The sequence below is a fragment of the Pseudacidovorax sp. RU35E genome (genome assembly GCF_900156165.1).
In the GTDB taxonomy this organism is placed as follows: domain Bacteria; phylum Pseudomonadota; class Gammaproteobacteria; order Burkholderiales; family Burkholderiaceae_C; genus Xenophilus.
Genome location: NZ_FTMY01000008.1, coordinates 300,674 through 324,302, shown reverse-complemented (window position 1 = coordinate 324,302; position 23,629 = coordinate 300,674). Strand labels below are relative to the sequence as shown.

General features: G+C 72.6%; 16 protein-coding genes and 1 pseudogene. 7 read left to right on the top strand and 10 right to left on the bottom strand.

The window, feature by feature from the left end; translation table 11 throughout:
- From BXA03_RS26900 to BXA03_RS16650, 7 genes and pseudogenes are all read left to right on the top strand, one after another.
- A pseudogene (locus BXA03_RS26900) lies at positions 1–3,107 on the top strand (hypothetical protein); the annotation flags it as partial.
- Between the two features lie 80 nt (positions 3,108–3,187).
- Complete coding sequence (gene pal / locus BXA03_RS16675; RefSeq protein WP_076509814.1) at positions 3,188–3,700, top strand: peptidoglycan-associated lipoprotein Pal; 513 nt, start codon at positions 3,188–3,190, stop codon at positions 3,698–3,700.
- Between the two features lie 25 nt (positions 3,701–3,725).
- Complete coding sequence (locus BXA03_RS16670) at positions 3,726–6,854, top strand: glutamate ligase domain-containing protein (RefSeq protein ID WP_234983714.1); 3,129 nt, start codon at positions 3,726–3,728, stop codon at positions 6,852–6,854.
- A gap of 105 nt (positions 6,855–6,959) precedes the next feature.
- Positions 6,960–8,744 (top strand): peptidase domain-containing ABC transporter, encoded by a 1,785-nt coding sequence (locus tag BXA03_RS16665; protein WP_076509812.1) that lies wholly within the window; start codon positions 6,960–6,962, stop codon positions 8,742–8,744.
- Complete coding sequence (locus BXA03_RS16660) at positions 8,741–10,054, top strand: HlyD family type I secretion periplasmic adaptor subunit (protein WP_076509810.1); 1,314 nt, start codon at positions 8,741–8,743, stop codon at positions 10,052–10,054. Before BXA03_RS16665 ends, BXA03_RS16660 begins: the two co-directional genes overlap by 4 nt.
- Before the next feature lie 155 nt (positions 10,055–10,209).
- On the top strand, positions 10,210–11,997 hold the full coding sequence (locus tag BXA03_RS16655; RefSeq protein ID WP_234983713.1) for a TolC family protein: 1,788 nt from the start codon (positions 10,210–10,212) through the stop codon (positions 11,995–11,997).
- A gap of 27 nt (positions 11,998–12,024) precedes the next feature.
- On the top strand, positions 12,025–13,194 hold the full coding sequence (locus BXA03_RS16650) for a GGDEF domain-containing protein (protein WP_076509808.1): 1,170 nt from the start codon (positions 12,025–12,027) through the stop codon (positions 13,192–13,194).
- A 41-nt stretch (positions 13,195–13,235) separates the two neighbouring features.
- On the opposite strand, the gene BXA03_RS16645 is transcribed toward BXA03_RS16650, so the two are convergent.
- From BXA03_RS16645 to BXA03_RS16600, 10 genes are read right to left on the bottom strand one after another with little or no spacing between them, the layout of a single operon-like run.
- Positions 13,236–14,624, bottom strand: coding sequence for a sigma 54-interacting transcriptional regulator (locus tag BXA03_RS16645; RefSeq protein ID WP_076509806.1), 1,389 nt, complete (start codon positions 14,622–14,624; stop codon positions 13,236–13,238).
- A gap of 5 nt (positions 14,625–14,629) precedes the next feature.
- Positions 14,630–16,765, bottom strand: coding sequence for a TadG family pilus assembly protein (locus BXA03_RS16640; RefSeq protein ID WP_076509804.1), 2,136 nt, complete (start codon positions 16,763–16,765; stop codon positions 14,630–14,632).
- Between the two features lies 1 nt (position 16,766).
- The gene (locus BXA03_RS16635) at positions 16,767–17,177 is read right to left on the bottom strand and encodes a TadE/TadG family type IV pilus assembly protein (RefSeq protein ID WP_076509802.1); all 411 of its coding nucleotides are present in this window, start codon (positions 17,175–17,177) and stop codon (positions 16,767–16,769) included.
- The gene (locus BXA03_RS16630; RefSeq protein WP_076509800.1) at positions 17,174–17,650 is read right to left on the bottom strand and encodes a TadE/TadG family type IV pilus assembly protein; all 477 of its coding nucleotides are present in this window, start codon (positions 17,648–17,650) and stop codon (positions 17,174–17,176) included. The genes BXA03_RS16635 and BXA03_RS16630 overlap by 4 nt, the downstream gene beginning before the upstream one ends.
- 10 nt (positions 17,651–17,660) lie before the next feature.
- Complete coding sequence (locus BXA03_RS16625) at positions 17,661–18,116, bottom strand: DUF3613 domain-containing protein (protein ID WP_076509798.1); 456 nt, start codon at positions 18,114–18,116, stop codon at positions 17,661–17,663.
- Entirely contained in the window at positions 18,113–19,000 is an 888-nt protein-coding gene (locus BXA03_RS16620; RefSeq protein WP_143476339.1) for a tetratricopeptide repeat protein, read from the bottom strand. Before BXA03_RS16620 ends, BXA03_RS16625 begins: the two co-directional genes overlap by 4 nt.
- Positions 18,997–19,950, bottom strand: a complete 954-nt coding sequence (locus BXA03_RS16615; protein ID WP_083716127.1) for a type II secretion system F family protein — start codon at positions 19,948–19,950, stop codon at positions 18,997–18,999. The genes BXA03_RS16620 and BXA03_RS16615 overlap by 4 nt, the downstream gene beginning before the upstream one ends.
- Positions 19,950–20,984, bottom strand: coding sequence for a type II secretion system F family protein (locus BXA03_RS16610; protein ID WP_234983712.1), 1,035 nt, complete (start codon positions 20,982–20,984; stop codon positions 19,950–19,952). The genes BXA03_RS16615 and BXA03_RS16610 overlap by 1 nt, the downstream gene beginning before the upstream one ends.
- Positions 20,977–22,302: a CpaF family protein gene (locus BXA03_RS16605; RefSeq protein WP_076509792.1), complete on the bottom strand. Its 1,326-nt coding sequence runs from the start codon at positions 22,300–22,302 to the stop codon at positions 20,977–20,979. The genes BXA03_RS16610 and BXA03_RS16605 overlap by 8 nt, the downstream gene beginning before the upstream one ends.
- A 5-nt stretch (positions 22,303–22,307) precedes the next feature.
- On the bottom strand, positions 22,308–23,606 hold the full coding sequence (locus BXA03_RS16600; RefSeq protein ID WP_076509893.1) for an AAA family ATPase: 1,299 nt from the start codon (positions 23,604–23,606) through the stop codon (positions 22,308–22,310).
- Positions 23,607–23,629: the final 23 nt, after the last annotated feature.

Sequence of the window (23,629 nt, the reverse complement as noted above, 5' to 3'; positions counted from 1 at the left end):
TCGTGAGCAGCGACGGCCCGCTGGGCGGCGTGCTCGGCGCCACGGGCCTGGACGGCGTGGTGGGCGGCCTGCTGGCCGAGGACGGCGTGGTGGGCAGCCTGCTCGGCAGCGTCGCGGGCGATAACGGCTTGGTGGGCGGCCTGCTCACCGAGAACGGTCTGGTGGGCGGCCTGCTTGCCGAGGACGGCCTGGTCGGTGGCCTGGTGGCCGACGACGGCCTGCTGGGCGGCGTCGTGGGCAATGGCGGCATCGTGGACGGCCTGACCGACACGCTGCTGGGCGACCAGGGGCTGGTCGGCGGCCTGGTGGGCGGCACCCTGGGCGGCCCGCTCGATGCCGTGCTGGGCGACCAGGGCGTGCTGGGCGGCGTGCTCGGCGACAACGGCCTGGTCGGTGGCCTGCTGACCGAGGACGGCCTGGTCGGCGGCCTGGTGGGCGAGAACGGCGTCGTCGGCGGTCTGCTGGGTGGTGACCTCCTCGGCGGTGACCTGCTGGGTGGCGTGCTGGGCGAGGACGGCGTGCTCGGCGGCCTGACGGGCGGTGACCTGCTGGGTGGTGACCTGCTCGGCGGTGTGTTGGGTGAGGACGGCGTGCTTGGCGGGCTGACGGGCGGTGACCTGCTCGGTGGCGATCTGCTCGGCGGCGTGCTCGGCGAAGACGGGCTGGTGGGTGGCCTGCTCGGCGGGCTCACCGGCGGCGGCGAGGGCGGCACGGGCAGCCAGCTGCTGGACCCGGCAGCGGGCGTGGTCTCCGACACTGTGGCCAGCCTGGACAGCCTGCCCCTGGTCGGCGACCTGGGTCTGTCGGACACGCTCGCGCCGGTCACAGGCCTGGTGGACAGCACGACCAGTACCGTGAGCGGTGCGCTCTCGCCGCTGCTGGGCGACAGCTTCACGGCCAACGATCCGAACACGCTGGACCCGGTGGACGACGTGGTCGGCACGGCGACCGGCGCGGTGGACGGCCTGGTCTCGCCACTGACCGAAGGCCTGCTCGGCTCGACGCTCGTGCACGACGCGCTCTCAGGCGTGACGCAGCAGGTGGACTACCTGACCGACGGCGTGGCGCACCTCGCCGACGGCGCACTGGGTGGTGACCTGCTGGGCGGCCTTGCCGGCGGTGATCTGCTCGGTGGTGATCTCCTGGGTGGCGTGCTGGGCGAGGACGGCGTGCTTGGCGGGCTGACGGGCGGTGACCTGCTGGGCGGCGTGCTCGGTGAAGACGGGCTGGTGGGTGGCCTGCTCGGCGGGCTCACCGGCGGTGGCGAGGGCGGCACGGGCAGCCAGCTGCTGGACCCGGCAGCGGGCGTGGTCTCCGACACTGTGGCCAGTCTGGACAGCCTGCCCCTGGTCGGCGACCTGGGTCTGTCGGACATGCTTGCGCCGGTCACCGGCCTGGTGGACAGCACGACCAGCACCGTGAGCGGTGCGCTCTCGCCGCTGCTGGGCGACAGCTTCACGGCCAACGATCCGAACACGCTGGACCCGGTGGACGACGTGGTCGGCACGGCGACCGGCGCGGTGGACGGCCTGGTCTCGCCACTGACCGAAGGCCTGCTCGGCTCGACGCTCGTGCACGACGCGCTCTCGGGCGTGACGCAGCAGGTGGACTACCTGACCGACGGCGTGGCCCACCTCACCGACGGCGCGCTGGGCGGTGACCTGCTGGGCGGCCTTGCCGGCGGTGATCTGCTCGGTGGTGACCTCCTGGGTGGCGTGCTGGGCGAGGACGGCGTGCTGGGCGGGCTGACGGGCGGCGACGTCCTGGGTGGCATCACCGGTGGCGATCTGTTGGGCGGTGTGCTGGGTGAGGACGGCCTGCTCGGCGGCCTGACGGGCGGTGACCTGCTGGGTGGTGACCTGCTCGGCGGTGTGTTGGGTGAGGGCGGCGTGCTTGGAGGTCTGACGGGCGGTGACCTGCTCGGTGGCGATCTGCTCGGTGGCCTGCTCGGCGGGCTCACCGGCGGCGGCGAGGGCGGCACGGGCAGCCAGCTGCTGGATCCGGCAGCGGGCGTGGTCTCCGACACTGTGGCCAGCCTGGACAGCCTGCCCCTGGTCGGCGACCTGGGTCTGTCGGACACGCTTGCGCCGGTCACCGGCCTGGTGGACAGCACGACCAGCACCGTGAGCGGTGCACTCTCGCCGCTGCTGGGCGACAGCTTCACGGCCAACGATCCGAACACACTGGACCCGGTGGACGACGTGGTCGGCACGGCCACCGGCGCGGTGGACGGCCTGGTCTCGCCACTGACCGAAGGCCTGCTCGGCTCGACGCTCGTGCACGACGCGCTCTCGGGCGTGACGCAGCAGGTGGACTACCTGACCGACGGCGTGGCGCACCTCGCCGATGGCGCGCTGGGTGGTGACCTGCTGGGCGGCCTTGCCGGCGGTGATCTGCTCGGTGGTGACCTCCTGGGTGGCGTGCTGGGCGAGGACGGCGTGCTGGGTGGCCTGACGGGCGGCGACGTCCTGGGTGGCATCACCGGTGGCGATCTGTTGGGCGGTGTGTTGGGCAACGACGGCCTGCTGGGTGGTCTGACGGGTGGCGATCTGCTCGGTGGCCTCACCGGCGATACCGGTGTCGTGGGCGGCCTGCTCGACAGCGTGACCGGCGACAGCGGCCTGCTGGGGGGCCTCACCGGCGGCGAGCTGCTGGGTGGCGACCTGCTGGGTGGCGTGCTCGGCCAGGATGGCCTTGTGGGCGGTGTGCTGGGTGCCACCGATGGCGCGAGCGGCGCGGGCGATCTGCTCAATGCCGTGCTGGGCGACAACGGCGTGCTCGGCGGCGTGCTGGACAGCGTCACCGGCAGCACGACGGGCGGCCTGCTGGACGGCATCACGGGCAGCGATGGGGTGACTGCAGGCCTGCTCGACGGCGTCACCGGCAGCAGCGGCCTCGTCGGCGGCATGGTCGACACCGTCGCCGGCAGCAACGGCCTGCTCGGCAACGTGCTCGGCGGCAGCGGATCGGCCAGCGGCAGCGGTCTGGTGGGCGGGCTGCTCAGCGGCCTCAGCAGCGTCACCGAGCCGGTGTCCAGCGGCACCGGTGGCAGCAGCAGCAGCCCGGCCAGCCCGGTCGGCGGCCTGTTGCACAACCTGCTGGGTTGACGCGCACGGGTCCTCGTCGTCCATCACGGTGGGCCGGCGCCGCGCGCGGGCCGGCCCCCGATTCCCAAGGTTCAACCAAGATGCTCAAGCCAATCCAACGCCTCGGCCTCGTGCTGTCGCTGCCGGCGCTGCTCGTCGCCTGCGGCAGCGCGCCCAAGAGCGGCAGCGAGGACACCACCTACTACTACGCCAATCCCAAGGGGCGCAGTGCGGTGGCGCCGGTGAACGCACCGCCTCCGCCGGCCAGCCTGGCCGGCCCGGCCGGGGTCGCCCGCGTCGTCTACTTCGATTTCGACAAGTACGACGTCAAGCCCGAGTACCGCGCGATCGTCGAGGCGCATGCGCGCTACATGCGCGAGCGGCCCCAGGCGCGCGTCGTGCTCGAAGGTCACACCGACGCCCGCGGAGGCCGCTCGTACAACGTGGCGCTGGGCCAGCGGCGGGCCGAATCGGTGCGTCAGGCCATGCAGCTCGGCGGCGTGCCCAACGAGCGCATGGAGCCCATCAGCTGGGGCATGGAAAAGCCGGCCTCGCTGGAGACGACCGAGGCCGGCTACCAGCTGAACCGCCGCGTCGAGTTCGTCTACCGCTGAGCGGCCCTGCGCAATGGACCAGGACGTGAGCGCCCCCGCACGGACGGGCGCCGGGGGAGCGGGCTTGCCGCTCGCCGGCGCGCCCGGCCAACCCGGCGAACGGGGCTTCGCTGCCCAGCTCGCCGCCTGCCGCGACAAGGTGGCGGTGATGTGCGCAGCCGTCCCGGCGCCGTATCCGGCGTTCACGCTGTTCTTCTCGGTCACCGACGGCCAGCGGCGGGCCCATGTGCTGCACGCGACGGGCGCCTGCTTCGACGAAGCCTGGCAGTCCGGCGCACGCCGCGCCCATGCATTCGTGCAGCGGCAGCAGCTGCAGTCGCCCTGGCTGCGGGTGGACTGGGTCCAGGGCGTGGGCGAGCTGCCGGTCGCTGAGTTCGAGCAGCAGCTGCGCCAGGTCAAGCGCAACTACTTCCGCCTGGGGCTGGCCTTCGACGCCGGCTTCGCGATGGCGCTGACCGAGCAGGAAATCAATGCCAACGCGCTGCTCTACGGCGGCCCCGACATTGCGCACGCCGTCATCAACCGCCACAACCTGGGGCTCTATCTGCAGCAACGCTACCGGGGCCAGGCGGCGCCGGCGCTGGAGGCGCAGGACAAGGTCTACCTGCTGGCCTTGGGCGGCGTCTTCTGCCAGGAGGACGGCGTGGTGCACCGCCTGGCCGGCCACGGCCTGGACACCGGCCGCCGCCAGGTACCGCCCCTGGACGCCGCCTGTGCACTGGAACTGGTGCGTACCGGCTCGGCGCACCTGGCCCGCCAGGTGCAGGACAACGGTCGCTTCGTCTACGGCTACTTCCCCTGCTTCGACCGGCTGATCCCCAGCTACAACACGCTTCGCCATGCCAGCTCGCTCTATGCCATGGCCGAGGCCTGGGAACTCACGCGCGATCCGGCGCTGCGCCAGGCCATCGACCGCGGCCTGCAGCACCTGACGCAGCAACTTGTGCGCGACTACACGCTCGCCGACGGGCGCGCCGCGGCCTTCCTGGTCGACGTGGGCGACGAGATCAAGCTGGGCGGCAATGCCGTCGCGCTGCTGGCACTGGTCAAGTACAGCGAAGTGCTGGGCACCGACGAATGGCGCCCGCTGATGGAGCGGCTGGCCACCGGCATCGCCGCCATGCAGGACGCCACCACCGGCCGCTTCGTGCACGTGCTGCATGCGCAGGATCTGTCGGTGAAGGAGGTCTCGCGCATCATCTACTACGACGGCGAGGCCGCCTTCGGCCTGCTGCGGCTGTATGCGCTGACGCGCGACGAGCGCTGGCTGGCCGTGGTGGAGCGCGCCTTCGAGTACTTCATCGGCCAGCAGCACTGGCAGGCGCACGACCACTGGCTCAGCTACAGCATCAACGAGCTGACGCGCTGGAAGCCGCTGGAGAAGTACTTCCGCTTCGGCATCCAGAACGTGGCGGGCTACCTGGACTTCGTGCTCGACCGCAAGACCACCTTCCCCACCCTGCTGGAGCTGATGCTCGCGGCGCAGGCCATGATCCGACGCCTCGAAGGCATCCCGGCCCTGTCCCACCTGCTGGGCGAGATCGACCTGGAGAAGTTCGAGCGCGCGCTGCACTACCGGGCCAACTACCTGCTCAACGGCTACTTCTGGCCCGAGATGGCGATGTACTTCCGTCGGCCGTCGGCGGTGGTGGGGTCCTTCTTCATCCGCCACCATTCCTTCCGCGTGCGCATCGACGACGTCGAGCACTACCTGTCGGGCATGGTGGCCTACCACCGGCTGATGGCCGAGCGCGAGACCCAGGGCCGCGCCGCGCCGGAGGCGGCGGCGCGCGGCATCCGTTGGTCGGCAGCCGACCTGGCCCGCATCACCGGCGGGGACTGGGTGGTGGCGCCACCCGAGGGTTGGCAGGCCGTCGGCATGGCCACGCGGCCCTTCGCACAGCCGCAGCGCCTGCTGTGCCTGCATGACGAGCGCGCCGGACGCACGCCCGCGCCGCTGGAGCTGGACGGCCTTCGCCCCGCCGCGGCCGTGCTGTGCGCACACCCGGCACCCCATTTGCACCGCGGTCTGCCGGTGCTGCGCGTGGACGACGTGCGGCAGGCCATGCTCGAACTCGGCGCCCATGCGCGCGCGCAGTTCCCTGGGCGGGTGGTCGCCGTCGCCGGCGATGCGGCCCGCGACACGGCCGCCGCCATGCTGGTCCAGACCCTGGCCGCCTGGGGCGAGGTGGGTGTGCCCGACAGCCGCCAGCGCCTGCCGCTGGGCGTGGCGTGGTCACTGACCTGCCTGCCGCAGGAGGCGGCGAGCTGGGTGGTGGAGCTGGGACAGGCCCCGGCCCCGGCGATGGTGCAGGTCGCCCGGCCGCAGGTGCTGGTGCTGGCCGCCGACCCGTCGGAATCCGCCGTGGCCGACGGCCCGCGCAAGACGGTCCAGCTGATCGACACCATGCCCGAGGGGGCCGCCGTGGTTCTGTGCCGCGACGTGGCGGGGTACGACGCCCTGGCCTCGGCGGCGGCGCGGCGCGGCCTGCGCGTGATCGACCACGGCAGTCACCGCGATGCGCAGGTGCGGCTGGAGGCGCTGGGCCATGGCGAACTGCGGGCCGACGTGGGCGGCGACCCGGTGCGCGCGAGGCTGCAGGCCGTGGGCGCCCACGTGGGCCTGGGCGCCACCGCCGTGCTGGCCACCGTGGTGGCGCTGGGCTGGCGGGCGCAGATGGGCGCGGCGCTGGTCGCGCTCGGCGGCTTCGAGCGACACGAGTGGCGCGGGCCCGTGCTGGAAGTGCCCATCGCCGGCGGCAGCTTCCATTTCGTGGACGAGACGCACGACGCCAACCCCACCTCCATGCGGGCGGCACTCGCCCTGCTGGCCCAGGCGCCCTGCGCGCCGCGCCAGCGGGTGGCGGTGCTGGGCGAGATGCAGGGCCTGGGTGCGGAGTCGCAGCGCCATCACCTCGCGCTGCAGGCCGAGGTGCTGGCCGCGCAGCCTGGCCGCGTGCTGCTGTGTGGCCCGCTGATGGGCCCGCTGGCGCAGCGGCTCAAGCCGGTCGTGCCGGTGCGTTGGTTCAACGACGCAGCCGAACTGGTGGCCGCCTTCGGCGACATCGTGGCGCCGGGCGACTGGGTGCTGGCCAAGGGCGGGGCGCGCATCGGGTTGGGTCGGCTCGCCAAGGCCGTCAAGGCGATGGTGTGAAGGCGTTGCCCTCGGCGATTACCCGGCCTTTCTGCCATTTGACTGACCCAGGGCGGTAAGCATGAGTAACAATCTGTTCATGGTTTTCAACATCGACGGCGGCCCATGCTGAAGTACCTGCTCCCCCGCCAACTGGTGGCGCCGTCGGTTGCCGCCGAGGGCGACGCGGCGGCCAGCCCCCATGCCGACGCGCTCGGCCGGGCCTTCGGCGCGGCCTATCCGGCCGTGCGGCAGGCCGCTTGGTGGTCGGTGCCGATCAGCCTGTTCGGTCTGCTGCCGTCGATCTTCCTGCTGCAGGTGTACGACCGCGTCATCTACCGCAGCGGCACCTCCACGCTGTGGGCGCTGTTCAGCGGCATCCTGTTCTTCCTGACCATCGAATTCGTGCTGCGCAGCCGCCGCTCGCGGCTGCTGCGCGATGCGGGTGCCACCATCGACCACGGCATCTCGGGCGCGCTGCTGCAGTCCATGCTCAATCGGCCGCTGCGGGCGCTGGAGGAGCGGCCCGCCGCCGCGTGGTTCCTGCTGTTCCGCGACGTGGGCGCGGTGCGCATGACGCTCAGCAGCGGCCTCGCGCAATCGATCTTCGACCTGCCCATGGCGCTGTTCGCGCTGGTGGTCATCGGCATCGTGGCGCTGCCGGTGCTGCCGGTGGTGGTGGTCTTCCTGGGCGTGATGTCCTTCCTGGCCTGGTGGTGGGCCGACGAGGTGCGCGCCGGCCGCGTCGAGGAAACCGAGCGCAGTCGCAACCTCGAACGCATGACGGCCGAGATCTGCGCCGCGCGCGAGACGCTCAAGACCCAGGCCAACGACGGTCCCACCATCGAAGGCTGGCGCCAGACCTACGACCACTGGCTGGGCGAGAGCTTCCGCAAGAACGGCGAGATCGAGACCGCCCGCGACGGCACCACGGTGCTGCTGACCATCTTCTCGACGGTGGTCATCACGGTGGGTGCGCTGTCGGTCATGGAGCAGTGGATGACCGTCGGCGGCCTGGTGGCGGCCAACATGCTGGCCATGCGGGCGCTGCAGCCGGTGGCCGGGCTGGTCTCCAACTGGCGCGCACTGGCCACCGCGGGCGAGGCGGCGAGCCGGCTCGAGAAGGTGCTCTGCGAGCCCGTGGAACGCGAGCCCAGCGGCCTGAACCTGCCGCAGCCCCCGGGGCTGGTGCAATTGCGCGACGTGGACTTCCGCTTCCAGCCGCAGGGCCGCCCGGTGTTCGAGAAGCTGCATCTCGCCATCGGCCCGGCCGGCCTGCATGCGGTGGTGGGCCGCAATGGCGCCGGCAAATCCACGCTCGTGCGGCTGATCTGCGGCCTGTACGCGCCCAGCGCCGGCACCGTCAGCCTGGGCGAATACGACCTGGCCCAGTTCGGCCGCGACGACCGCGCCAAGTGGATCAGCTACCTCTCGCAGGAGGTCTACTGGTTCGCCGGCGAGATCATCGACACGCTGCGCCGCTGCGCGCCCGGCCACAGCGACGAGCAGATCGTGGCGGCCTGCAAGCTGGCGGGCGCGCACGACTTCGTCTCGCGCCTGCCCGCCGGCTACCGCACCCGCATCGGCGAGGGCGGCACCGGCCTGTCGGTGGGCGAGCGGCGCAAGCTGGGCCTGGCTCTGGCCTTCCTGCGCAAGCCCTCGGTGCTGGTGCTGGACGAGCCCAGCAACGACCTCGACTTCCACAGCGAGCGCCAGCTCATCAACACGCTGGTGGCCATCGCCCGCACGCGCACGGTGATCGTGGTGACGCATTCGCTGCGCATGGTCGCCGCCGCCAACAACGTCTACCACGTCACCGGCGATGGCGGCGTGGAGCAGGGCCCGCCGGCCGTGATGGTGCCGCGCCTGTTCGGCAGCCGGCGCGCCGACCTCGAACAGGTGGCCGCATGAAGAACGATCTGCCCCAGGTCCTGCTGCGTGCCGAGGACCGCGCGCCGCTGCCGGACGGCCCCGGCCGCCGTCGGCGCTGGCTGATCGGCGGCGCCATCGGCGTGCTGGCCGTGGTGGCGCTGGCCTTTCCCATGGAGACCGTGGTGGTCGCCAACGGCAAGGTGATCCCGTCCGACCGCGTGAAGTCGATCCAGCATCTGGAAGGCGGCATCGTGCGGGCCGTGCTCGTGCGCGAGGGCGAGCGCGTCAAGGCCGGCCAGCCGCTGGTGGAGATCGACCTGGGCGGCAGCGGCCTCAACCTGGAGGAGCTGACCGCCCGCCAGGCCGCCACCCAGGCCGCCCGCCTGCGCCTGACGGCCGAGAGTCGCGGCGAGCCGCTGCGGCGCGAGAGCTTTCCGGCCGCGATGGATGCCGACGTGGTCCGCGGCGAACTCGGCGCGTACCAGGCCCGTTCGCTGGAGCAGCGCGGCATCGCCGCCGGCGCCCAGGCTGCGCTGGAGGCCGCGCGCAGCAAGCAGATGGAGCAGCAGGCCAAGGTGGCCGGCCTCACGCAGCGCGTGGCGCTGGCGCGCAAGGAGCTGGAGATCTCCGAGCAGCTGGCGGCCGAGAAGCTCATCGGCCAGCTGGAGGTGCTGGACAAGCGCCGCGAGGCCGAGGTGGCCGGCGCCGAGCTGGCCGTGGCGCGGCAGGGCGTGGTCTCGGCCGCTGCCGCCATCGGCGAGGCGCAGGCCAAGCTGGCCGAGGCCGAGGGCAGCTTCCGCCGCCGCGCGTCGGACGAGCTCTCCACCGTCGAGCGCCAGCTCGCCAGCCTCAACGAGGACCTGCAGCGCGCGCGCAACCAGCGCTCGCGCACGGTGGTCACGGCGCCCGGCGAGGGCATCGTCAAGGGCCTGCGCAGCGGCAGCCCTGGCTGGGTCATCAAGCCTGGCGAGGCCATCCTGGACGTGGTGCCCGACGACGCACAGGTGATGGTCGAGGCGCGCCTGAGCCCCAACGACCGCGGCTTCGTGCACGCCGGCCAGAAGGCCCGCGTGAAGATCACCGCCTACGACTTCCTGCGCTACGGCACGGTGGATGGCCGCGTGGACCTGGTGGCGGCCGACGCCGACCGCGATGCCACGCTGCCCACCGCGCCGCCCTATTACCGGCTGCAGGTGAGCACCAGCGCCTCGCACGTAGGCCGGCCGGAGAACCGCATCACCCCCGGCATGGAGGCCGAGGTGGACCTGATCGTGGGCACCGACCCGTTCATCTGGTACATCCTGCGGCCCGTGCTGAAGCTGCAGCGGGAGGCGTTTCGAGAACCATGAAGCACCCCCAGGCTCCGCACTTCGCGCTCCGCCACCCCCCTCCAGGGGGCACGTCCAGCGGCCCGGCAAAGCCGGTTCCGCAGACATCCACGAATGGCCTGCTCCGCGGCCTTCTGAATGGGGGGCGGTCCGGCGCGAGTGGCCTGCGACCGCCTGTGCGCGCCGCCATCGCCCTGGCCTGCGCGCTCGCCTGCGTGCCCGCGGCTGCCCAGGTGCAGATCCGCCGCCAGGGCGTGCCGGTGGCCGTGTACGACGAGAACGGCCTGCGGTTGGCCACCGCCACGCGGCTGTCGGTGCCGCAGGCGCCTGCGCCGATGCCGGCCGTCGAACGTCTCGCGGCGGTGGCGCCGGCGTCGCTGCAGAGCAGCCCGACCCCCATGCCCGCCGCAGCGCCCCCTGCACCGGCGCTGCCTCCCGCCTTGTTGCCTGTGGCCCCCGCATCCACGCCATCGGCCGCGCCGGTGCCGGCCGTGGGCACGCCCCCGGGCATCGTCATCAGCGGCCAGACCCAGCGCTTCAAGCAGTCGCTGCGCACCCTGGCGCTGGAGCATCCCGAGGTGCTCGCCGCCGATGCCGCCGCCGCCACCAGCGGCTTCGAGGTCGAGGCGGCCAAGAAGGCGCGCTACCCGCGCTTCAAGGTCGGCACCGCCAGCGGCACCTACAACAGCGGGCGCGACGGCGCCTCCAGCGAGAACTACACCCTGCTGACGGCCGAGGCCCGGATGAGCCTGATCGACGGCGGCGCCATGAGTGCCCGCGAGCGGGCCGCCGAGGCCGGCAGCCGGGCCCAGAGCGAGGCGGTCAAGACCACCTCGCAGAAGGTGGTGCTCGATGCCCTGACGGCCTACATGCAGGTGCAGCGCTTCGACCTCAAGCGCGAGATCGCCCGCCGCTCCACCCGCATCGTGCAGGACCTGGCCAAAAGCGAGGAGCGCCGCGTCGCCCTGGGCGGCGCCGGCCAGAACGACCTGCGCATGGCCAGCGCCCGCCGCGCCGGCATCGCCGCGCGCGAGGCCGACTTCGACGCCCAGCTGGCCGAGGCGGTCGCCAAGTTCGACAGCTACTTCCGCTTCGTGCCCGACCCGTCGCGGCTGCCGCTGCTGCGCACGCCTGCCGGCTGGCAGATCGCCTCTCAGCAGGAGGCCATCGCCCGCGCCGAGTCGCGCAGCACCGAGCTGACCGAGGCGCAGGAGCGCGTGGCGCGCGCGCGCGAACTGGTCGATCAGCAGGAGTCCAGCGTCTGGCCGACCGTGGACGCCGTGGTGGTCAAGACCAAGGACCCGCGCGGCGTGACCACCTCCGAGCCCACGCGCGCCGCGCTGGAGCTCAACTGGAACTTCGGCAGCGGCTTCGACCGCCAACTGCGCGTCAAGTCGGCCCTGGCCGAGGTGCAGAACCAGGAGGCCAAGCTCGACGGTGTGCGCCGCAACCTGCTGGAGCTCACGGCCTCGGCCTGGGGCCGCACCGCCAGCGGCCGCGAGCGCGAGCAGCAACTGCGCGAGGCGGTGTCCGAGTCGGGCGAGGCTTTCCGCGGCCGCAGCCGGCTGCTGGAATTCGGCCGCGAGACGCTGCCCAATGTGCTCGACGCGCAGCTCGACCACAACAACCTGCTGCTGGACTACGTCGACGCCGTGTTCGACCTGCGCATCACCGAGTTCCGGCTTGCCCGCGCCACCGGCGAGCTGCGCGTGGAGCCCGACGGCGTCAGCCCCTGGGTGGACGAGATCGTGGGCGCACCGGCGCGCTCGTTGCTCGGGCCCGACGGCCTGGGCATGACGCAGCAGGGCGCCCCCACCGCGCCGGCCCGGTCGACGGGCCGTGCCGTGGTGCAGCGTCCGGATGCGGTGCCCATGTTGGCCGCGACGCCCACTTCCGAGGCTGGCCTACCGGGTCAGAAGCTGCCGCAGCGCATGGCCTTGCGGGCCTCTTCGCGTCTACAGTGAGGGGTTGCACTCACTCTGCCCAATTTCTTGAACGACGCCGATCCGATCCTGCGACGCCGCCGCGTCGAGGCGCTCTACGACGCGGTGCCCGTTTCCGCCCTCATGGGCCTGGGAGGCGCCGCCATGCTGGCCACGGTGTTCTGGCGACCCGACCGGCATGCCCTGGTACTGGGCTGGCTGGTGGCGTCCTGCCTGCCGATCTTTGCCCGCATGGGCCTGCGCCTGGCCTACCGCCACCGCCGGCATCAGGACGGTGCCAGCCTGCACTGGGTCTGGGCCTCGCTGGTGCTGATGGGTCTGACCGGCCTGGCCTGGGGCGTCGGCCTCGGCTGGATGCTGGTGCACGGCGATGCGGACGAGGTGCCGGTGGTGGTCGGCACGGCCCTGGGTGCCGTGGCCATGACCATGACCAACATGGCGTACTGGCAGACGCACGCGGCCTTCCAGGTGCCCATCCTCGGGTCACTCGCGGTGGCGGTGCTCGCGGCGCGTCCCAGTTTCGCCAACGTGCTCGCGGGCGCGTCGGTGGTGTTGTGCGTGGCGCAGCTCAGCGTGGCACGGCGCATGGGCCGCATCTATGTCGAAGCGTTGCGCGTGTCGCTGGACAACGAGCGCCTGGCGCAGGACCTGGCCACCCGCAGCCATGCGCTGGAGCAGGCCAACCTCGAGCTCGAGGTGCTCAGCCGGGCCGACCCGCTGACGGGCCTGGCCAACCGGCGCAGCTTCATGGAGCGGCTGCACGCCGTGTGGAAACGGGCAGAACAGGAGGACCTGGCCCTGGCGCTGCTGTCCGTCGACGTCGACCGCTTCAAGCTCTACAACGACGCCCATGGCCACGGCGCCGGCGACCGCTGCCTGCAGGCCGTGGCCTCGGCCCTGGCCCGGGCCTGCCGCAGCGAGCAGGACCTGGCCGCGCGACCCGGCGGCGAGGAATTCGCCATCGTGCTGCCGGCCACCGAATTGCGTGACGCGGTGCAGGTGGCCGAGCGCGTGCGTCAGGGGGTGATCGACACCTCGTCGGACAGGGACTGGGCGCTGCCGGCGGGCGTCACCGTCAGCGTGGGTGTGGCCTGCCGCCACCCGCGCGACGGCGGCAGCGTCGAAGACCTGCTGCGCGAGGCCGACCAGGCGCTCTACGCCGCCAAGGACCGGGGCCGCAACCGTGTCGAGGCCGCACCCGCGGCCGTCGTCGCCTGAGGCCCTGCCGCGCAGGCGCGTCGGCAAGGGCCGGGCCCTCCTCACGACGACTCCGGCGCGTCGGGCACGCCCGGCTCGCCGTCCATGATCTGGTACTTGCGCATCTTCTCCCACAGCACCTTGCGGCTGATGCCCAGGTGCTGGGCCGCGTCCTGGCGGCGCCAGTCGTTGACTTCCAGCGCCGCGATGATGCGGTTGCGCTCGGTGGCGTTCCAGCCGCGGCGCTCCAGCGGGACGGCGGCGGCCACCTCCAACGGCCGGGCGAGGGCCAGCGCGCGCTGGATGAGCATCGGCTCCCATTGCTGGGTCTGACGCGCGATCACGCCCACGCGTTCGGCCAGGTTGCGCAGCTGGCGCACGTTGCCGGGAAAGGTGGCCGAGGCGATGGCGTCGGTCAGCCAGTGCGGCGGTTCGCCCAGCGTCTGCAGCAGCGGCTCGCCCAGCACGCCGCCCAGCACCGCCTTGAAGAGGGCGATCTTGTCGGCCTCGCCGCGCTCCTCCAGGCTGGGAATGCGCAGCTCGATCACGGCCAGCCGGTAGAACAGGTCGGCGCGGAACTCGCCTGCCGCCACCATCTCGCGCAGGTTGCGGTTGGTCGCCGCCACCAGGCGGAAGTCCACCCGCAGCGGCGTGGCCGAGCCCAGGCGGGTGACGGCGCCGTCCTCCAGCACGCGCAGCAGCTTGACCTGCTGGTAGCGCGGCAGGTCGCCGATCTCGTCGAGGAACAGCGTGCCGCCGGTGGCCTGCTCGAAGTAGCCGCGGTGCGCATGCACGGCGCCGGTGAAGGAGCCCTTGGCATGGCCGAAGAACAGCGACTCGAACAGGCCGTCCGGAATCGCACCGCAGTTGACGGCCACGAAGGCGCCACGGCCGTAGGCGGGATGGCCGTGGTGCAGCAGCTGCGCCACGCGCTCCTTGCCCACGCCAGTCTCGCCCTGCACCAGCACCGAATGGTCGCTGCCGGCGAAGGTGTTCACCTCGGCCAGCAGCGCCTTCATGGGCTCGGACAGGGCCACCAGCTCGCCCGGTGCGGGCGCCTCGGCCGCGCGGGCACGCAGCTGGCGCACCAGCTTGGCGACCATGGTGCGCAGTTCGGCGCAGGTGAAGTCGTAGGGCAGGACGTGCAGGTACTCGGGCGGGTAGTTGCGCGGATCGCGCTCGCGCGTGCTGGCGCCGACCCAGATCACGGGCATGCCCTGCAGCAGCTCGGTCGCGTGCGGCAGGCCGGCGCCGTCGATGGCCGTCACGCTCATCACGGCCAGCGAAGGGCGCAGCGGCTGCTCGCGCTCGGGCAGGTTCATGAAGCGGTCGTCGGCGCGGATCACCTCCACGTCGAAGCTGGACATGCAGCGCGCCACCCGGTCCAGGATGTCGGCCTTGCCCTCCCACACGTAGAGGTCGAGTTCGTCAAAGGCAGGAGAGACGCTCATGCGATTCAGAAGACCAGTTCGGCACCGCGGCGGCAGCTCAGGCGCGCGCCGACCTCGGTGGTGGCGATGTCGATGCCCAGCGTGTCCAGCAGGAAGTCCAGCAGCGGATCGAGCAGCGGCGACAGCAGTCCGCTGATCACTGTCTGCAGCGAGCCGAGCAGGCCGTTGATGAGGCTGGCCGTACCGAAGAGCAGATTGCCCAGCGTGCCGCTGCTGGTGCTGCGGTAGGGCTGGATGTCGACCTTGGCGAGCGTGTTCGACAGGCTGCCGATCACGCCGGTGGACGAGATCGACTGGTAGGCCGGCACCGCGGCATCGATCTCGGGCAGGTTGGCCGCCACCGGTGCGGCGTACTGCAGGGTCTGGCTGCCGCCCACGGCGGTGGTGTCGGCGCGCAGGCCCAGCGCCGATTCGAGCGTGAAGTCCGACTGCTTCGGATCGGTCACCCAGGTGCTGCCCTTCTTCCAGCGCAGGCCGGAGCACAGGTTGAGCAGGCAGCTGTCCGGCCGGACCGTGCGGCGGCCGAGTTCCAGGATCGACACGGCGGTCGCCTGCGGAATCTCGGCGGAGGAGAAGAAGGCGCTGTCCGCCGCGGCCTGCGTGCTGCCGAAGCTGCCCACCTGCACCTCGCCCACCGCCGTGGATGCGGGCACGGTGAGCGTTTTGGCATCGCTGCTGGCGCAGCCGTAGTCGCTCACATGGGCGCGGCCGCCGCCCACGCCGAGGCCCAGGTCGATGCGCGGGCTGGGGGCGATGCGCACCGACAGTGCCTCGGCCGACGGACACGGACCGAGCAGCGGGCACACCAGCCCGCCAAGGAAGTTGCCGATGGCCGCCACCAGGTTGAGGTTGAGCACCCCGTTGATGAAGCTGGTCAGCGGTGCGATCTGGCCGTTGACGGTGTCGAGCAGCGAATTGACCGTGCCCAGCAGGCCACCCAGTTCGACCGAGACCAGGGTGCGCACCTGCGCCGTGCGCACGAAGATGCGGTCCGCACCCATCGGGTCCAGGCGGGCCAGCGCCGGGTTGCCGATGGCCGTGATCTGCGCCGGCTCGACCACCTTGGTCTTGACGGTCACCGTGCCCAGCCCTGGTAGCGACACGGGTACCGACGCGAAGACCGCGCTCTTGCTGTTGGCCGCCTGCACCACGGCCTCGACCAGCTGGAAGAGCTGCACGGGCACCTCCAGCCCGGCGGCAGGCGTGCCGCTCTGTACCGACACCAGTTCGCCCAGCTTGACCAGCGGCAGGGCGGGCGCGGCCTGGGCCGCCAATTGCAGGGCGCGGAGGGCGGTAAGCGAGGCATCGAGCGTGCCGGGCGCCCCGGCGCCGCCGCCGCCCTGTAGCGCGGTGATGGCCGCACCCATCAGCGTGCCCACCGAGGCATCGGTGGCCAGGAGGCGGTCGTAGTCACCCGCGCTCACGCCCAGGTCCACCGCCAGGGCGTCGAGGTAGCGCAGCAGCTGCACGTCGGTCTGCAGCAGGCCGTTCCAGCCGCCCACGCCCAGGTTGACCGAGCCGCCGAGCAGGCCGCCGACGAGGGCGTCGAGCAGCACCGAGCGCTGGGTGTCCACCGTCAGCAGCGTGCTGCGGATGGAGAGCGCCGCCTGCGGCTGCTGGCGTGCCGCGATGGCCTCCACCGTCAGCGGGGCGGCGCTGTTGCCGGGCAGGGCCGGCAGCATCAGCGCCGGGGTGCGTTGCATCGCCACGCGCACGGCGTTGAAGGGCTGGGTGCCGGGCTCGAAGCGGCGGCCGGTGGGGTCGGTGGACGTGGCCTCCCAGCGGCCGCATTCGATGTCCCCGGCCGCCAGGCTGAAGCCGCGCGGCAGGTTGCGCTGGCCGTCCTGCATGCCGCTGCCGTTGGCATTGGCCAGGGCCGTCTGCCGGGCCGCCGCGCAGCTCGTGGGCTGCACCTGCTGCGCCCCGGCCAGCGCGGCCAGGTCGGCGGCCTTCTGCAACTCTCGTTTGGTCAGCAGCAGGTAGCCGAGTTCGAGCGCCAGCAGCCCGACGATCAGCACCGCGAGCGCCAGCGTGGCGTTGATCGCGATCGAGCCGCGCTGCCGTCGGGCGCCCGCACGCCGCCTCGCCGACCGCGCGAGTGCGGCCGGACGTTGGAGCGGGCGGCGCGCCGGATGCGTCATGTCACGACGGTCGCGCCGCGCTGGCGCGGGCCTGCAGCGTGTCCGGCACGAAACGGTCCGCCAGCGGCAGCACCGGCAGCACGGCATTGGGCCGGTAGGGAAAGCGCACCGTCACCACCACCGGATCCGACGCCGTGGTGGCGCTGATCTCCAGGCCCGTGGCGGTCGACAGCGGCAGCGCCAGCGAGCTGCGCACCACGGCCTGGATCTGCGCTTCCGTCGGCGCGCCGTACATGGACACGGCGCGCGCACCGTCCTCGGCGGCGCGGGTGATCTGGTGCCGCGTGTAGAACACCGAGCCGAAGGTGGCCAGTCCATACAGCAGGGTGAAGAGGCCGATGAACACCAGGCCGAACTCGATGGCCGCCACCCCGGCCTGGCCGGTGCGTCGGGCGGTCGGGCGTCGCCTCACAGCGACCTCCCGTCGAGCAGCACCCGCGCCTGGGCGGCCACGTCGTTGGGCAGGGCGAAGTCGGGGAAGGGCGGCAGCACCGTGTGCAGGTCGGGCGCGCTCACCGTGACCTCGATGCTGCAGCGGTTGGCCAGTTGCGCATCGCAGCTGCTGCCGTTCTCGTACACGATCCGCGAGTCCACCGCCGGCGGCACCGGGAGCCAGACGGTGACCTTGCGGGCAGCCTCGGCGCGGGCCGCGGCCTGCCGGGCCGCCAGCGTGGGCTGGTAGCGCAGGGCGGCCCGTGCGCCGTCCTCGGCGGCGTTCTGCAGTCCGAAGCGGAAGCTGAACACGATGGCGTAACAGACGATGGTGTAGATCAGCGCGAAGAAGAGCAGGAACACCATCGCGTACTCCAGCGAGTAGGCGCCGCGTTGGCGATGCGTGCAGCGCCCCGGGGCGCCGGGGGTGCGGGAGCGGCGGGGCTGGGTCATGGCAGGGCGTTCAGCGGCCCAGGCCCGTGGATGCCCCGGTGCCCGTGGCGGCACCGCCCGGACGCACCGACACCGAGGAGCCGTAACGGTCGGGGATCGGATGGTTGAAGCTGTTCAGGTAGCGCTCGTAGCTGCGGTGCGCCACCTCGCCCGGGATGGGCCGCGGCGTGGACGAGGCCAGCGTGCCCCCCCGCTGCAGGGCCAGCAGCCGCTGCGTGGCCGCGCCGACCGGCAGTGCGGCCTGGTCGGTCGCGGCCCCGGCTTCGGTGGCGGTCGGTGCCGGTTCGGCCATCGGCATGGCCTGGGGTGCCGCAGCGACGGAGACCGCCGGCGACACCTGCACGGGCGTCACCTGCCGGCTTTGCGCGGCCGGCGGGGCGGCGCCGGCGGGCGGGGTCTGCGCCTGTGCGCCCGCAGCACACAGGCTGCCCAGCGCGAGCAGGGCAAGCAAAGGGGTCGTGTTCATGGCGTTCTCCCGGATTCGGTGCCCAGGCCCGCGCGTTCGGCGCTGGCGGTGGTGCCCGTGGTGGTGATCGTTGTGCTGCGCGGCAGGCTGGCGCGGGTGGCGGTGCGCAGGGCCAGGCCGCCGGACGCGAAGCCGGCGGGCAGGTCGGCACTGGCCGTGGGCGCCGCGCCGCCGGCCAGCTCGCGCGCGGCCTGGCGGATGGCCTCGCGGCTGGCCGCGGGCAGGCGCTGCGCATCCATCAGCGCGCCGGCCTGATCCGCACGGCCGCTGGCTTCCAGGTACAGCGCCAAGTTGGCCTGCACCTGCGGCTGGTCCGGGCGCAGCTGGGCCGCCTGCATCAAGGGGACGCGCGCGGCCTCGGTGCGGCCGGCGCGCAGCAGCGCATAGCCCAGGTCGCTCAGCAGCAGGCCGTCCGTGGGCGTGCTGCGGCGGGCCTGCTCCATCAGGCGCGCGGCCTCGGCGAAGTCGCCCTTGCCGCCCGCCAGCAGGCCCAGGCCGTGGTAGCCGGCCGCTTCGAGCGGCGTGCCCACCAGGCGCCGGTAGGCGGCGGCGCTGGCGGCGTCCTGCCCGGTCTGGCGCAGCGCGTCGGCGCGCAGGCGCGTCGAGGCCGGCGTCACGCCATGGCGCGCCTCCAGCGCATCCACGTGGGCCAGCGAGGCGAACCACAGGCCGTCCTGCTGCATGCGCTCGACCAAGCGCAGATAGGTGCCCGTGCTGTCGATGGCGCCTGCGCCCTCGGTGCCGGCATCTGCCGCCGCCTGCTGGTTCTGCCGCTCGCGAGCGGCATCGGCGCCGGGGTATTCCGAGCGCGGCGTGCTGCCGCAGGCTGCAAGGCCCAGGCACAGCAGGACTGGGGCGATGCGCAAAGGCGTATGGGGTGTCATCTCATGCTCCCGACCGAACGGACGATGGCGAGAAAGCCGGGCCCTGCCGTGACCACCAGCAGTGCCGGCAGCAGCGTAGTGACCATGATCACGGTCATCTTCACGGTGATCCGGCCGATGCGTTCCTTCATCTCCATGCGGCGGCGCTCGCGCAGCCTCTCGCTGAAGATGCGCAGCGGCTCCTGCACCGCACCGCCGTGGCGGTCCACCTGCACCAGCAGCAGCACCAGGCTGGCCAGGTCTTCGTTGCCGTGCAGCGTGGCCAGGCGCTGCAGCGAATGCTCGCGGGTGCGGCCCTGGGCGTATTGCCGGTTGGCGATGCCCAGCTCGTAACCCAGCACGCGCAGCACGTGGTGGAAGTCGGTGGCCATGATCTGCAGGCTCTGGTCCAGGCTCAGGCCCACGCCCTGCAGCAGGCGCAGCAGATCGACGAAGAGCGGCAGCTCCTGCGCCACCTGCTCGCGCCGGTCGGCCGCGCGCCGCGCCAGCAGCCACTTCGGGCCCATGAAGCCGAGTGTGAAGCCGAAGGCCAGACCGGCGATGGCCTTGCTCGGCGTCTGGCTGCCCGCCCAGGCCATGTAGACCACGACCGGCAGCAGCAGCGCCAGGCCCAGGCGCAGCAGCAGGAAGATGAGCTGCGCCCGCACGGGCGGGAAGCCGCATTGGTCGATCAGGCGCCGGTCCTCGTTGGCCACCAGCGCGCGGCCGAGGCGCGTGTCCAGCCAGTGCACGGGCAGGTCGCTGGCGCCGGGTGCGCCCAGGGGTGCGTGCAGGCTGGGGTCGCCGGCCTGGCTCAGGCTGGCCCCATGGGCCATGGCGCGGTCGAGCGCCCGCTCGTGGCGCAGGCGGCGCAGCTCGGCGGTGATGAGGGCGGCGCCAAGCACCAGCAGCCCCAGGGCGAGCACGGCCACGCTCAGGGCGGCCAGCAGGGTGGGGTTCAGCTGCGACATCACAGCCTCGCCACCCGGTAGAGCAGCACCGCGCCCAGCAGCTGCAGGCCGGCGCCGCCGAAGACCATCATGCGGCCCGTGCCGTCGTGCCACATGCGCAGGAAGTAGTCGGGGTTGTTGGCCACGATCAGCCCGCCCACGATCAGCGGCAGCAGGCCCAGGATCCAGGCCGACAGCCGGGTCTCGGCCGACAGCGCCTGCAGCTCATGGTCGGCCTGTTCGCGGTCGCGGATGAAGTGCGCGAGCCGCTCCAGCAGCAGGTCGGCGCGGCCGCCGTAGCGCACGCCCAGGCCCAGCACGGCGGCCATCAGGTGCAGCTCCTGCACGCGCACGCTCTCGGCCGTCTGTGCCAGCGCGCGGTCCAGGTCCACGCCGGCGCGCACCAGGCCGGCCGTGCGTTCCAGGTAGGCCCGCAGCGGCTCGCGCGCGCTCGGAATGGCCAGCTGGAAGGCCGCCTGCGTGGAGTTGCCCACGGTGATGAGCCGCACCATCGCATCGATGAAGCCGGGCAGCTGGCCCACCAGCCGGCGGCGGAACTTCTGCACCCGCCACCAGAGGAAGAAGGCCGACAGCGGCAGCAGCACCGCCAGTGCGGCGACCACGCCCGGCCCCGACGCGAACAGCCCCGCCAACGCAAGCAGGATCGCCAGCGCCAGCATGCCCAGGCCCAGCTGCGGCGCGGAGAGCGCTCCCTGCAGCCACGGCGGCAGCAGCTCGTCCAGGCGATGGCGGCTGGATGCGTTGGCCGCGGTGGCGAGCTCGGCCGTCGCGGCCCAGGGGTCGACCAGCGTGCCGTCGGTGGGTGCGGCCGCCACCGGCAGCGCACTGGCCGGCGTCGACAGCGGCGCAGGCCGCGCGCGTCGCGGGGCATCGCCGTCGGCGGCCAGGCCTGCGAGCTGCTCGCCCAGGTGGCGGGCGGCGGCGGCGCGGCCCTGGCGCGTCGCCGCCCACTGCCACAGCAGCAGGCCGGCGGCGGCCAGCATCAGGGCCAGTGCCGCGAGCAGCAGCAGGCCGATGCGCGGCGACTCAGCCACGGCGGCCCTCCGCCCCGCCTGGCGCATTGCGGGCCATGGTCTGGCGCAGCCGCGCGATCTTGGGCGAGTGCGGGGCGATGCCCAGCGACACCCAGCGGTCGCGCTCCTCGCCATCCGGACCGACCTGCGGCTCGTAGCGGTACAGCTCCTGCATGGCCACCACGTTGTCGTTCACGCCCGTCACCTCCGACAGCGAGAGGATGCGCCGCTGCCCGCCCGAGAGTCGGCCGATCTGCACGATGAAGTCGATGGCGCTGGCGATCTGCCGGCGCAGGCTGACCTCGCTGCCCTGGTAGCCCGCGAAGCCCGCGAGCATCTCCAGCCGGTAGATGCATTCGCGCGGCGAGCTGGCGTGGATGGTGCCCATCGAGCCGTCGTGGCCCGTGTTCATGGCCTGCAGCATCTCGATCACCTCGGCGCCGCGCACCTCGCCCACGATGATGCGGTCGGGCCGCATGCGCAGGCTGTTGCGCAGCAGGTCGCGGATGGACACCAGCCCCGCGCCATCGAAGCCGCCCTGGCGGCTCTCGAGCCTCACCACATGCGCATTGGCCAGCGACAGCTCGGCCGTGTCCTCGATGGTGATGACGCGCTCGGTGTCGGGGATGAAGGTGGTCAGCGCATTGAGCAGCGAGGTCTTGCCCGAGCTGGTGCCGCCCGAGACCAGGATGTTGCAGCGCGCACGCACCGCCATCTCCAGTACCTGTGCCATGCCGGCGTCGAAGGTGCCGAGCTTGACCAGCTCGGCCGGCGTGAGCGGGTCCTTGCGGAACTTGCGGATCGACACCGACATGCCGTCCAGCGCCAGCGGCTCGATCACCGCGTTGATGCGGCCACCGTCGGGCAGGCGCGCATCGACCATGGGGTTCGATTCGTCCAGCCGCCGGCCCAGCGGCGACAGGATGCGGCGCACGATGCGCAGCACATGCTCGTCGTCCGAGAAGCGGATCTGCTCGCGCGTGAGGATGCCGCGGCGCGAGACGTAGACGTTCTTGTGGCCGTTGATCAGCACGTCCTCGACGGCCGGGTCGTTCAGCAGGTCCTCCAGCGGGCCGAGGCCGGCCAGCTCCTTGGTGAGCGCATCGGCCACCAGCTGGATCTCGCGCTCGTTGATGGGCACGCGCTGCAGCCGAACGAAGCTGTCGAGCTCCAGCTCCACGAACTGCTGGATCGAGGCGCGCGACCAGCGGCCGAACTCGGCGCCCAGCTCCTCGATGCGGGTGAGCAGGTGCTCGTGGGTCCAGTTCTTGATGTCCTGGAACTGCTGGGAGCCGACGAAGGCCTGGTCGTCGTCGGCGAACTGGATGTCGGGGGACATGGCGCTCAACCCTCTTTCTTCCACAGGCTGCCGATCTGCTTGCCCAGGGCGCGCCAGCGGGCGGGCGTCGCGGAAGCGCCACGCGGCGCGTGGGCGACGGCTGCGCCGCCGGGCAGTGCCTCGCGCAGGCTGCGCGCCATGGCGACCACCGCCTGGGTGTAGGCATCGCTGCGCGCGGTGCGCACCAGCATCTCGCCACGGCTGGCGGCCGCATTGAGCGCCGCCGCGCGCGCCGGCACCACATGGGCGAGCGGCAGTTCGAGCCGCGCCGCGATCTCGCGCGCCGACAGCTCCACATGGCTGTCGAACTTGTTGACCACCAGCGCGAAGTCCTTCAGGTCCACGCCCTTGGCCTTCAGGTCCTTGAGCAGCGCGGCGGTGGAGACGATGGCGCCGATGCTCTGGTCGCACACCACCCACACGCGCTCGGCCTCGCGGGCCGTCTGGGCGATGAAGTCCACCGACGAGAAGCCGCCCAGGTCGGCCACCTGCAGGTCGAAGAAGTCGGCCAGCCGGCGGATCAGCTGGGCCGAGTCGGCATGCGAGATCTCGCGCACCTGCGTCAGGCTGGCGGGCAGCGGCAGCAGGGCCACGCCACTGTCGTGGTGGGCCAGGGCGGTCTGCAGCAGCGTGGGGTCGATGCGGCGCAGGTTGCGCACGCCGTCGACGAAGCTGAATTCGCTGGGCGTGTCCAGGTAGAGCAGGCCGTCGCGCGCAGGCAGGCCCAGGTCGAGCAGGGCGACGCCGCGGCGCTGCGCGGCGGCGGCGGTGCGCGGTGGCGTGCCTGCATCGCCCAACTGCTCCTGCAGCACCAGCGCCAGACTCGCGGCCAGCGTGGTGGTGCCCACGCCGGCGCGGGCACCCAGCAGGGCCAATGTGCCGCCGCGTACGCTGCGCTGCGTGGCGGCACGGCGCTGCATCAGCGCACGCAGGGTGGCCTGGGCATCCGACGGTGCACCGGCCAGGTCGATGAAGTCGTCCACGCCGGCGCGCAGGGCGCCCAGCGTGGCGGCGGGGTCGGTGGCCAGGCCGGCGGCGGCCACCGGCAGCGCCGGCCAGTCCTGGCGCAGGCGCTGCAGCAGGGCCGTGGCATCGTCGGCCGCGCCCGCACCGAAGTCGATGAGCACCGCCTGCGGCGACAGCATGCCGATGCGCTCCTCGATGCCCATGCCGCTGCGCAGCGGCACCACCACGCCTTCGCCGGCCAGGGCATCGGTCATCCAGGCCACGCGGGCCGGGTCGGCGCATACGAACACATAGGTGGCCGTGCCGGCATCGGGAAAGCGGTCGCGCGGGGCGTTCATGGCGGTCTCGTCGATCACGAAGA

Coding starts and splice junctions, on each gene's coding strand:
- pal (WP_076509814.1), top strand. CDS start 3,188: ATGCTCAAGCCAATCCAACGCCTCGGCCTCGTGCTGTCGCTGCCGGCG.
- BXA03_RS16665 (WP_076509812.1), top strand. CDS start 6,960: ATGCTGAAGTACCTGCTCCCCCGCCAACTGGTGGCGCCGTCGGTTGCC.
- BXA03_RS16660 (WP_076509810.1), top strand. CDS start 8,741: ATGAAGAACGATCTGCCCCAGGTCCTGCTGCGTGCCGAGGACCGCGCG.
- BXA03_RS16645 (WP_076509806.1), bottom strand. CDS start 14,624: ATGAGCGTCTCTCCTGCCTTTGACGAACTCGACCTCTACGTGTGGGAG.
- BXA03_RS16640 (WP_076509804.1), bottom strand. CDS start 16,765: ATGACGCATCCGGCGCGCCGCCCGCTCCAACGTCCGGCCGCACTCGCG.
- BXA03_RS16630 (WP_076509800.1), bottom strand. CDS start 17,650: ATGACCCAGCCCCGCCGCTCCCGCACCCCCGGCGCCCCGGGGCGCTGC.
- BXA03_RS16625 (WP_076509798.1), bottom strand. CDS start 18,116: ATGAACACGACCCCTTTGCTTGCCCTGCTCGCGCTGGGCAGCCTGTGT.
- BXA03_RS16620 (WP_143476339.1), bottom strand. CDS start 19,000: ATGACACCCCATACGCCTTTGCGCATCGCCCCAGTCCTGCTGTGCCTG.
- BXA03_RS16615 (WP_083716127.1), bottom strand. CDS start 19,950: ATGTCGCAGCTGAACCCCACCCTGCTGGCCGCCCTGAGCGTGGCCGTG.
- BXA03_RS16605 (WP_076509792.1), bottom strand. CDS start 22,302: ATGTCCCCCGACATCCAGTTCGCCGACGACGACCAGGCCTTCGTCGGC.
- BXA03_RS16600 (WP_076509893.1), bottom strand. CDS start 23,606: ATGAACGCCCCGCGCGACCGCTTTCCCGATGCCGGCACGGCCACCTAT.